The organism is Pseudonocardia sp. HH130630-07, assembly GCF_001698125.1.
In the GTDB taxonomy this organism is placed as follows: Bacteria; Actinomycetota; Actinomycetes; order Mycobacteriales; family Pseudonocardiaceae; genus Pseudonocardia.
On sequence record NZ_CP013854.1, the window covers coordinates 1,588,412 to 1,599,086 of the forward strand.

9 protein-coding genes and 1 pseudogene are annotated in these 10,675 nt (G+C 74.2%); 7 read left to right on the plus strand and 3 right to left on the minus strand.

The features are described 5' to 3' along the window. Positions 1–294 precede the first annotated feature (294 nt). From AFB00_RS07625 to AFB00_RS07645, 5 genes are all read left to right on the plus strand, one after another. Positions 295–1,242, plus strand: coding sequence for an amidohydrolase family protein (locus tag AFB00_RS07625; protein WP_068796648.1), 948 nt, complete (start codon positions 295–297; stop codon positions 1,240–1,242). Continuing rightward, positions 1,239–2,639 (plus strand): MFS transporter, encoded by a 1,401-nt coding sequence (locus AFB00_RS07630; RefSeq protein WP_068796649.1) that lies wholly within the window; start codon positions 1,239–1,241, stop codon positions 2,637–2,639. The genes AFB00_RS07625 and AFB00_RS07630 overlap by 4 nt, the downstream gene beginning before the upstream one ends. After that, entirely contained in the window at positions 2,636–3,358 is a 723-nt protein-coding gene (locus AFB00_RS07635) for a 4-carboxy-4-hydroxy-2-oxoadipate aldolase/oxaloacetate decarboxylase (protein ID WP_068796650.1), read from the plus strand. Before AFB00_RS07630 ends, AFB00_RS07635 begins: the two co-directional genes overlap by 4 nt. Continuing rightward, the gene (locus tag AFB00_RS07640) at positions 3,355–4,419 is read left to right on the plus strand and encodes a 4-oxalomesaconate tautomerase (RefSeq protein WP_068796651.1); all 1,065 of its coding nucleotides are present in this window, start codon (positions 3,355–3,357) and stop codon (positions 4,417–4,419) included. The genes AFB00_RS07635 and AFB00_RS07640 overlap by 4 nt, the downstream gene beginning before the upstream one ends. Before the next feature lie 71 nt (positions 4,420–4,490). Then, complete coding sequence (locus tag AFB00_RS07645) at positions 4,491–5,165, plus strand: GntR family transcriptional regulator (RefSeq protein ID WP_068796652.1); 675 nt, start codon at positions 4,491–4,493, stop codon at positions 5,163–5,165. A 15-nt stretch (positions 5,166–5,180) separates the two neighbouring features. Here AFB00_RS07645 and AFB00_RS07650 read toward each other — a convergent pair whose 3' ends face one another. After that, positions 5,181–6,197: an amidohydrolase family protein gene (locus AFB00_RS07650; protein WP_068796653.1), complete on the minus strand. Its 1,017-nt coding sequence runs from the start codon at positions 6,195–6,197 to the stop codon at positions 5,181–5,183. A gap of 190 nt (positions 6,198–6,387) precedes the next feature. Beyond that, positions 6,388–7,197, minus strand: a pseudogene (locus AFB00_RS31540) (LysR substrate-binding domain-containing protein); the annotation flags it as partial. 104 nt (positions 7,198–7,301) lie between these two features. Here AFB00_RS31540 and AFB00_RS07665 point away from each other — a divergent pair. Beyond that, entirely contained in the window at positions 7,302–8,375 is a 1,074-nt protein-coding gene (locus AFB00_RS07665; RefSeq protein ID WP_068796656.1) for a tartrate dehydrogenase, read from the plus strand. Positions 8,376–8,490: 115 nt separating this feature from the next. On the opposite strand, the gene AFB00_RS07670 is transcribed toward AFB00_RS07665, so the two are convergent. Next, a complete protein-coding gene (locus AFB00_RS07670; protein WP_197519787.1) occupies positions 8,491–9,336 on the minus strand; it encodes a 3-hydroxybutyryl-CoA dehydrogenase in 846 nt (281 codons plus the stop codon). 100 nt (positions 9,337–9,436) lie between these two features. On the opposite strand from AFB00_RS07670, the gene AFB00_RS07675 reads away from it, so the two are divergent. Next, complete coding sequence (locus tag AFB00_RS07675) at positions 9,437–10,666, plus strand: amidohydrolase (RefSeq protein ID WP_068796657.1); 1,230 nt, start codon at positions 9,437–9,439, stop codon at positions 10,664–10,666. Positions 10,667–10,675: the final 9 nt, after the last annotated feature.

The following is a 10,675-nucleotide window of genomic DNA, read 5'->3' on the forward strand; positions in this document are numbered from 1 at the left end:
CCGCCGGGGCGGGACGCGTGCCGAGATGCGCACGAGCGGGCCGATCCCCGCCGCAGGGCCCTCTGACGTGCACCTCGGCGCGCGGGGGCGGGCGGCACGTGTCCCCCGCACGTACGGGCGGCGGCGACGTGACCCGGCACGCGCGTGGGCCGGCGCCCACCGCGCGCGAGCACCGTACTCGTCACCAAAATTGTTAACAATTACGTCGGACATCTTGTGCTCGAAACTGGCCGGACGTAGCGTCCTGCGCGCCGGACGCCCCCGGGGCGCCGGAGTTCGCGAGAGGAGGCGGAGTTGCCCAGCGACAGCACACCGCCGGCTGCGGCGGCACCCGTCGTCACGCCCGGCTGGCTCGCACCCCATCCCGACCCGTCGGTACCGACGCTCGCCCTGCCCCCCGGCACGGTCGACGCGCACTGTCACGTGTTCGGCCCGGCCGCGCGGTTCCCCTTCGCCCCGCAGCGCACGTACACGCCGTGCGACGCCGGCCGGGAGGATCTCGACGCCCTGCACGCCCGGCTCGGGATCGACCGCCGGGTGATCGTCCAGGCGACCTGCCACGGCGCCGACAACAGCGCGATGGTGGACGCCGTCCGCGCGGCGGGCGACCGGGCCCGCGGGATCGCCACCCTCCGTCCGGACGTGTCCGACGCCGAGCTGGCCGACCTGCACGACGCGGGCGTCCGCGGGGTGCGGTTCACCTTCGTCCGGCGGCTGGCCGCCCTCCCCCCGCTCGACGACCTCACCCGGATCGCGGCCCGGATCGCGCCGCTCGGGTGGCACGCCGTCGTCTACTTCGAGGCCGCCGACCTGCCCGATCTCGAGGGTTTCCTCGGCACGCTCCCGGTCCCGCTGGTCGTCGACCACATGGGCCGCCCGGACGTGACCGCCGATCCGGACGGTCCCGGGTTCGCCCGGTTCCTGCGCTTCGCCGACCGGAACCGGTGCTGGGTCAAGGTGAGCTGCCCGGAGCGGCTGACCCGCACCGGCCCCCCGGCGCGCGACGGCGAGCGGGCCGCCTACACCGACGTCGTCCCGTTCGCCCGCCGGGTCGTCGCCGAGCTCGGTGACCGCGCCCTGTGGGGCACCGACTGGCCGCATCCCAACCTCACCGACCACATGCCCGACGACGGGCTGCTGGTCGACCACGTCGCGCACCTGACCGGCGGCGGGTCCGCGGCGCTGCAGCGGCTGCTCGTGGACAACCCCACGGCCCTGTACTGGCCCCAGGAGAGCGCATGACCACCCCGCACCCCAACGCCACGAACCGGCTGGACCGGTTGCCGATCGGCCGCTTCCACAAGGTCACGCTGGTCGCGGTGGCGTTCGCCTACTTCTTCGAGTTCGCCGACATCAACAGCTTCGCGACGACCGCGCCCCAGCTGGTGCGGCTGTGGGGCGTGACGGTCGACCAGATCGCCTACGTGACGTCGCTGTCGTTCGTCGGCATGTTCGTCGGTTCGGTGGTCGCCGGACGGCTCGCCGACCGGTGGGGCCGCCGGAGCACCCTGATCGGGACCACCGTCTGGTTCTCGGTGTTCTCGATGACCTCCGCGTTCGCCTGGGACATCGTCTCGATGGGCGTGTTCCGGGTGCTGACCTCGGCCGGGCTGGCGGCGATGACCGTCGTCGCGGTCATCTACGTCAACGAGATCTACCCGGCGGCGGTCCGGGGCCGGTACCAGGCGTACGCGATCGTCATCGGCATCTGCGGGACGCCGGTCACCAACCTGATCGCCAGCGCCGTGGTCCCGCTCGCGGACTGGACCTGGCGACTGGTCTACGTCTGGGGCGCGCTCGGCATCGCGTTCCTGTTCTTCGCCCGCCGGATCGTCGAGTCCCCGCGCTGGTACGAGAGCCGCGGCCGCTACGACGAGGCCGAGGCCGTGCTGAGCCGGATCGAGCACGAGGTGGCCGCCGAGCACGGCCCGCTCGCCGAGCCGGCGCAGGCGCGTCCGGACACCACGGCCCCGGCGACCAGGGCCCCGCTGCGGCTGCTGCTGCAGCGCCGCTACCTGGTACCGACCGCGGTGCTGACGGTGCTCTGGGTGACCCAGACGATCGGCTTCTTCGGCTACTCCAGCTGGGCGCCGACGCTGCTCGCCGCCGAAGGGTTCAGCGTCGAGAAGTCGATCTTCTACGTCGCGCTGACGACGGTCGGCGCCCCGCTGGGCTCGCTGCTCGCCGCACTGGTCACCGACCGGTTCGAGCGCAAGTGGCTGCTCGTCGTGTTCGGCCTGGCGATCGCCGCCTGCGGCCTGCTCTACGGCCTGACGTTCGACCCGCTGTTCATCGTGGCCTTCGGCTTCCTGGTCAACATGCTCGAACGCGGCTACACCGCACTGGCCTACGCCTACTCCCCCGAGCTGTTCGACATCCGCGGGCGTTCGCTGGGCACCGGCCTCGCCTACGGGATCGGCCGGCTGTCCAACGCGGTCGGCCCGCTGGTCATCGCCGCGCTGTACACCGGCTCCGGCTACCAGAGCGTCTTCTTCTTCATCGCCGGGACCTGGACGGTGGGCGCGCTCGTCCTCGCCGTGTTCGGCCGGCGCACCCGGCCCGCCGCCGCCCGCGGACGGGCCGCCACGACCGGATCCACCGCGACCCCGGGCCCCGCCCGGCAGGAGGGAACCCCATGACGACCCCGGACCCGCTGCCCCGCACCGGGGTGATCGTCACCGGCCCGCCGCGGGCCGACGCCGGCGACGTCGCCACCCTGGCCGGGTTCGGCGTCGCGACCGTGCACGAGGCCCTGGGCCGGGTCGGCTACCTGGGCGCGGACCTGCGGGCCCGCCAGGACGGGCTCCGGACCGGTGGCACCGCGGTGACCGTCCTGTGCCGCCCCGGCGACAACCTCATGATCCACGCGGCGGTGGAGCAGTGCGCGCCCGGCGACCTGCTCGTCGTCACCACCAGCTCGCCGTGCGGCGACGGGCTGTTCGGTGAGCTGTTCGCCACCGCACTCGCCCGGCGCGGCGTGCGCGGGCTGGTGACCACGAGCGGCGTGCGCGACCTCGCCGAGCTGCGGGCGATGGGCTTCGGCGTGTGGTCCGGCGCGGTCAGCGCGCAGGGCTCGGTCAAGGCCAGCGCGGGCGCGGTGAACGTGCCGGTCGTGATCGGCGGCGAGATCGTCCGCCCGGGCGACGCGGTGCTGGCCGACGACGACGGCGTCGCCGTCGTCGACCGGCGCCGGGTCCCCGAGGCCGTGTCGGCCGCCCGGGCCCGCACCGAGCGCGAGGAGCAGGCCCGCCGGGCGTTCGCCGGCGGCGAGCTGAGCCTGGACCGCTACGGCCTGCGCGACGTGCTGTCGGGGCTCGGCGTCCGCTACGTCCCGGCCGCCGACGCGGGAACCCCGTGACGTCCGGCGGGGTCCCCGCCGCCCTCCTGCGGGGCGGCACGTCCAAGGGCCTGTTCCTGCTCGCCGCGGACCTGCCGGCGGATCCGGCCGAGCGCGACGACCTGCTGCTGCGTCTGATGGGCAGCCCGGACCCCGCCCAGATCGACGGCGTGGGCGGCGCGGTCCCGGTCACCAGCAAGGTGGCGGTCGTCGCACCGTCGGACGACCCGGAGCACGACGTCGACTACCTGTTCCTGCAGGTCGGCGTGGACGCCGCGACCGTGTCCGACCGGCAGAACTGCGGGAACCTGCTCGCCGCCGTCGGGCAGTTCGCCGTCGGGCGCGGCCTGGTCGCGGCCGGGCCCGAGCGGACCGCCGTACGCATCCGGATGGTGAACAGCGGGGCGACGGCCGTGTCCCGGTTCGCCACCCCCGGCGGCCGGGTCGACTTCACCGGGACGACGGCGATCGCCGGCGTCCCCGGCACGGCCGCCCCGGTGCTGCTGGACATGCTCGGCACCGAGGGGTCCACGACCGGCGCGCTGCTCCCGACCGGGCGGGTCGCCGACCGCGTCGACGGCCTGGACGTGACCTGTGTGGACAACGGGATGCCGGTCGTCGTCGTGCGGGCGGCGGATCTCGGCCTGACCGGCCACGAGCCCCCCGCCGAACTGGCCGCCGACGCCGGTCTCACCGCCCGGGTGGACGCGCTGCGGATCCGGGCCGGGGCGCTGATGGGCCTCGGCGACGTGCGCGACGCGCCGGTCCCGAAGACGACGCTGGTGGCGCCGCCGCGCACCGGCGGGGCGATCGGCACCCGCACGTTCATCCCGGTCCGCCCGCACCCCGCGATCGGGGTGCTGGGCGCGGTCAGCGTGGTCACCGCCGGGCTGCTCGACGGCAGCGTCGCGCACGACCTGCTCGACCGCGGCACCGGCGGGCCGCTCGCCGTCGAGCACCCGTCCGGGTCGCTGGAGGTCGACGTCGAGATCGCACCGGGGGACCCGCCCCGGGTACTGCGCTCGACGGTCGTGCGCACCGCCCGGATGCTGTTCGACGGCGTCGTGTTCCCGCGGGCCTGACCGGTGCACCGACCGGCCGCGGCTATCGTGACCCTCCGGTGCAGCCGATCCTGGCGTGGAGGTCGTCGACAATGAGTGCTGCCGGACGCCCCGGCGCCGCAGGCCCGGTCGCGACCGTCGTCGACGCGCTGCGCGACGCGATCGCGAGCGGGGACTTCGTCCCGAACCAGCGGCTGGTCGAGGCCGACCTGTCCGAGCAGTTCGGCGCCAGCCGCGCCGCCGTCCGCTCCGCGCTGCTGGAGCTCACCAGCGAGGGGCTGGTCGAGCGGGTGCAGAACCGGGGCGCGAGGGTCCGCGCGGTGTCGCTCGCCGAGGCCGTCGAGATCACCGAGGTCCGGATGGTCCTGGAGGGGCTGCTCGCGGCCAAGGCCGCCGTCCGGCTGGACGACGACGACCGCGCCCGGCTGCGCGCGATCGGCTCCGCGATGCAGGACGCCGTCGCCGCCGGGGACCTGCTCGGCTACTCCGCGCTGAACAGCGACCTGCACACGGCGATCCGGGAGTCCGCGGGCCAGCGCACCGCGGGCACGATCCTGGAGCGGCTGCGCGGGCAGAACGTGCGCCACCAGTTCCGGCTGGCCATGCAGCCCGGACGGCCGTCGGTGTCGCTGCCCCAGCACCTCGCGATCATCGAGGCGCTGTGCGCCGGCGATCCGGACGCGGCGGAGCGGGAGATGCGCGCGCACCTGTCCAGCGTCGTCGAGGCGCTGCCGACCGTGGAGCCGGGGAGCGCCCGGCTGCGCTGAGGCGGGCGGCCTCGTTCAGGCCGCGGCCGGCGTCAGGGCGGCCAGGCGCGGGTAGACGCGCAGGGCGTTGCCGCGGTACACGGCGTCGCGCTGGGGCCCGGTCAGGGCGGCGGCGTCGACGTAGCGGCGGGTGTCGTCGAAATGGTGCCCGGTCCGCGGGTCGATCCCCCGGACCACGCCCACCATCTCCGAGCCGAACAGCACGTTCGCGGTGTCGACGACGCCGAGCAGCAGGTCGATCCCCGGCTGGTGGTAGACGCAGGTGTCGAAGAAGACGTTGCCCATGAGGTGCTCCTCCAGCGGCGGGCGCCCGAGCATGTCGGCCAGGCCGCGGTAGCGCCCCCAGTGGTAGGGCACCGCGCCGCCGCCGTGCGGGATCACCAGCCGCAGCGCGGGGAACCGGGCGAACAGGTCACCTTGCAGGAGCTGCATGAACGCGGTGGTGTCGGCGTTGAGGTAGTGCGCGCCGGTGGCGTGGAAGACCGGCGTGCAGCTGGCCGAGACGTGCACCATCGCCGGGACGTCGAGATCGCACATCGCCTCGTACAGGCCGAACCAGTACGGGTCGGTCAGCGGCGGGGAGTCCCACCGGCCGCCGCTCGGGTCGGGATTGAGGTTGAGGCCCACGAAACCCAGCTCGGTCACGCACCGGCGCAGCTCGGCGACCGCGGCGTCCAGTGGCATCCCGGCGGTCTGCGGGAGCTGGCAGACCCCGGCGAACCGGCCGGGGAACAGGTCCGCCACCCGGGCGATCAGGTCGTTGCAGGCGCGCGCCCACGCCGTCCCGACGGCGAGGTCGCCCTCGTGGTGCGCCATCGCCGACGCCCGCGGGGAGAAGACCGTGAGGTCCGCGCCGCGCTCGTCCATCAGCCGGAGCTGGTTGCGCGCCACGCTGTCCCGGATCTCGTCGTCGGAGATCGCCGGGGGCCGCGGGGCCGGGGCCCCGTCGAGGAACGCCTGCAGCGCCTCGCCCCGCCAGCTCGTGTGCGCCTGCGGCACGGTCGTGTAGTGGCCATGGCAGTCGATGATCACGGGGACCTCCGGACGACGGAGCCGCGCACGGCGGCGGTGCGGGGCCGATGCTAACCAAATTGTTAACAATAATGAAGACACAATCCGCGGAACAGGGCGCTCCGGCCGGGACCCGCTCCGCCAGCCCGGCCGCGAGGTCCGCCAGCGCCTCGGCCACCCGCCGGGGCGGGGACGCGTCGTGCACGGCGAGGAAGTCGGCCGGCGGGGTCGGGACGTCGTCGAGCACCTGCACCAGCTCACCGGAGGCCAGCAGCGGTGCGACCTGCCACAGCGAGCGCATCACCAGCCCGAGCCCGGCCCGGCACCACGCGGTGGCGACCTCGCCGTCGTTGCAGGCCATCGCGCCCGAGACCCGGACGATCGTGGCGTCCTCCGCCGTACCGAACCGCCAGTGCGCGGACGGGGTGTCGGTCTCCCGGATGACGATGCAGTCGTGCGCCCCCAGGTCCCCCAGGTCGTGCGGCACGCCCCGGCGGCTCAGGTAGTCCGGGGCCGCGCAGACCACCCGGCGGTTGCGCAGCAGCAACCGGACGTGCATCCGGGAGTCCGGCAGCGGCGCCGTGCGGACCGCGAAGTCGTACCCGGTGCCGCCGACGTGCACCGGGATGTGCGAGAGCTCCAGCTCGACCCGCAGGTCCGGGTGCCGGGCGGCGAACGCGCCGAGCACCGGGGCCACGTGCGCCCGGCCGAGGCCCATCGAGCAGTGCACCGCGACCCGGCCGTGCAGCCGTCCGGACTGACGCCCGACGTCGTCCTCCAGGTCCTCGATCCGGGCCAGCACGTCCGCGGCACCCTCGGCGTAGCGACGGCCCTCGTCGGTCAGCGTGAGTCGGCGGGTGCTGCGGTTGACCAGCCGGGCGCCGAGCCGGCGCTCCACCCGGGCCAGGCGCTTGCTGACCGCCGAGACCGACACCCCCCACTGCCGGGCCGCCTCGGTCAGCGTCGGGGCGGCGGCGATCCCGGCGACGAAGCGGAGATCGTCGAGTTCCGGCAGGTCCACCGCCGCTCCTTTCGCGTGACGAAAGACTGTCCGGTGCAGTCTGCCCTGTCCTGGGCCAGGATCTCGTCGGAGGATAGAAGCACCGCAACGTGAGGAGAGCGCGCATGGCCACGCACCGCATCGCCGTCATTCCCGGGGACGGGATCGGCAAGGAGGTCGTCCCCGAGGGCGTCCGGGTGCTCGAGACGGCCGCCGAGCGGTTCGGGTTCGGGCTCGACCTGACCGAGTTCGACTTCGTGTCCGCCGACTACTGGCTCGAACACGGCACGATGCTCCCCGAGCACTGGTACGAGCAGCTGTCCGGCTTCGACGCGCTGTTCTTCGGCGCCGTCGGCTGGCCCGCGGTGCTCCCGGACCACGAGTCGCTGTGGGGCAGCCTGCTGCAGTTCCGGCGCCGCTTCGACCAGTACGTCAACCTGCGTCCGGCCCGGCTGCTGCCCGGGGTGACCGCGCCGCTGGCCGGCCGCGGGCCCGGCGACATCGACATGTGGATCGTCCGGGAGAACACCGAGGGCGAGTACTCCAGCGTCGGTGGGCGGATGTTCGCCGGCACCGACCGGGAGACGGTCATCCAGGAGACCGTCATGACGCGCACCGGGGTGGACCGGGTGCTGCGCTACGCGTTCGAGCTGGCGCAGAGCCGCCCGGAGCGCCACCTCACCTCGGCGACGAAGAGCAACGGCATCTCGATCACCATGCCGTACTGGGACGAGCGGGTCGCCGCGATGGCCGAGCAGTACCCGGAGGTGACCGTCGACCAGTACCACATCGACATCCTCACGGCGCAGTTCGTGCTGCACCCGGACCGGTTCGACGTCGTCGTCGCCAGCAACCTGTTCGGCGACATCCTGTCCGACCTCGGACCGGCCTGCACCGGGACGATCGGCATCGCGCCGAGCGCGAACATCAACCCGGACCGCACCCACCCGAGCCTGTTCGAGCCGGTGCACGGCTCGGCCCCGGACATCGCCGGGAAGGGCATCGCCAACCCGGTCGGCCAGATCTGGTGCGGGGCGATGATGCTGGAACACCTCGGCGAGCAGGAGGCCGCCGACGCCGTGGTGGCCGCGCTGTCCGAGGTGGTCGGCCGGGGCGGCCCGACGACGACGCCCGATCTCGGCGGCTCCGGCACCACCGCGTCGCTGGGCGCCGCGATCGCCGACGCCGTGCGGGGCTGACCCGGCACCGGCCCTACCTGGTCCATGATCACGATCCGCGGAACGAACCGCCGGTGCAGGGCGGTCCGACTCCACGCACCGTGATCATGGACGGGTACGCCGGGCAGGCTCCGGATCAGGCGTAGGTGTGGAACCCGCGCCCGGCCTTCTTCCCGAGCAGGCCCGCCTCCACCATCCGTGCCAGCAGCGGCGGCGGCGCGTACAGCGGCTCCTTGAACTCGGCGTACATCGACTCCGCGACGGCCTTCACCGTGTCCAGCCCGATCAGGTCCGACAGCGCCAGCGGGCCCTGCGGGTGCGCGCAGCCCCGGACGAGGCCCTCGTCGATGTCCTCGGCGGTGGCGAACCCGGACTCCATCATCCGGATCGCCGAGAGCAGGAACGGCACGAGCAGCGCGTTCACCACGAACCCGGCCCGGTCCTGGCAGTCGATGGCCTTCTTGCCCAGCCCCTCCTCGACGAACGAGCGGGCGCCGGCCAGCGTCGCCTCCCCCGTCATCAGGCTCGGGACCAGCTCCACCAGCGAGAGCACCGGAACCGGGTTGAAGAAGTGGATCCCGACGACCTGGTCCGGCCGGGACGTCGCGACCGCCAGCTTCATGATCGGGATCGACGAGGTGTTGGACGCCAGGATCGCCGCCGGGTCGGTGACGATCCGGTCGAGATCCCGGAACACCCCGGTCTTGATCTCCTCGTCCTCCGCGATCGCCTCGACGACCAGCTCGCGGTCGGCCAGCGCGTCGAGCCCCTCGACGACCTCCAGCCGCTCCAGCACGGCGGCGGCGGACTCGATGCGCCCGCGCTGCTCGGCCCGCTCCAGCGACGTCGTCAGCCGCTCGGTACCGATCTTCACCGCCTCCGGGGACGTCTCGACGACCCGGACGTCGTACCCGGCGCGCGCCGTGACCTCCGCGATGCCGGACCCCATCTGACCGCAGCCGACGACCCCTACCCGCTCCATACCGCTCCCCGCTGTCGCTGTTGGTCCGGCCATCATCACACCGCCGCGGCGGTCATCGCGTCCCGGTGTGACGAGCCCCGGCGCGGTTATCGTCGGGTCCGTGGGCACCGATCTGGCCGAGCTGTACCGCGACCTGCACCGCCATCCCGAGCTGTCCTTCGCCGAGACCCGCACCGCGGGCATCGCCGCGGACCGGCTGCGCGCCGCCGGGTTCGACGTCACCGAGGGGGTGGGACGGACCGGCGTGGTCGGCGTCCTGCGGAGCGGCGACGGCCCGACCGTGCTGCTGCGTGCCGACATGGACGCACTCCCGGTCGCCGAGGACACCGGCCTGGACTACGCCAGCACCGCCCGCGGCACGACGCCCGACGGCGCGGACACCGCCGTCGCGCACGCCTGCGGGCACGACGTCCACGTGACCTGCCTGGCCGGCGCCGCCGCCGAGCTGGCCGCCACCAGCGACACCTGGTCCGGGACGCTGCTGGCGGTCTTCCAGCCGGCCGAGGAGTTCGGCGCCGGGGCCGACGCGATGCTCGACGACGGCCTGTACAGCCGCTTCGGCGTCCCCGACGTCGTGCTCGGCCAGCACGTCGCGCCGCTGCCCGCCGGCGTCATCGGGCTCACCGCGGGGCCGGCGTTCGCGGGCAGCGACACCCTGCGGGTGAGCCTGCACGGGGCGGGCGGCCACGGCTCCCGCCCGGAGACGACCGTGGACCCGGTCCTGCTGGCCGCGTCGACCGTGCAGCGCCTGCACGCCGTCGTCTCCCGGGAGATCGCGGCGACCGAGACGGCGGTGCTCACCGTCGGCATGCTCCGCGCCGGGACCAAGGAGAACGTCATCCCGGACTCCGCCGAGCTGGGGCTGACCGTGCGGTCCTACACCCCCGCCGTCCGGGACCGGCTGCTGGCCGCGATCGAGCGGATCGTCCGGGGCGAGGCGATGGCCTCCGGCGCGCCCCGGGACCCGGAGATCCGCGTCGTGGAGACCTTCGAGCCCCTGGTCAACGACCCGGCCGCGGTCGAGCGCACCCGTCCCGCACTCGCGACGGCGACCCCGTTGCCGGTCATCGACCCGGGCCCGGTCACCGGCAGCGAGGACGTCGGCCGGTTCGCCGTCGCCGCGGGCGTCCCCTGCGTGTACTGGCTGCTCGGCGGCGCCGATCCGGCGGAGTTCGCGGACTGCACCGGCGTCGAGGACATCCGGACCCGCATCGCCGGGCTGCCGTCGAACCACTCCCCCCGCTACGCCCCGGTGATCGAACCGACGCTGTCCACCGGCGTCGCCGCCCTGACCGCCGCCGCCCGCACCTGGCTCCCCCCAACAACCTGACCCCCCGCC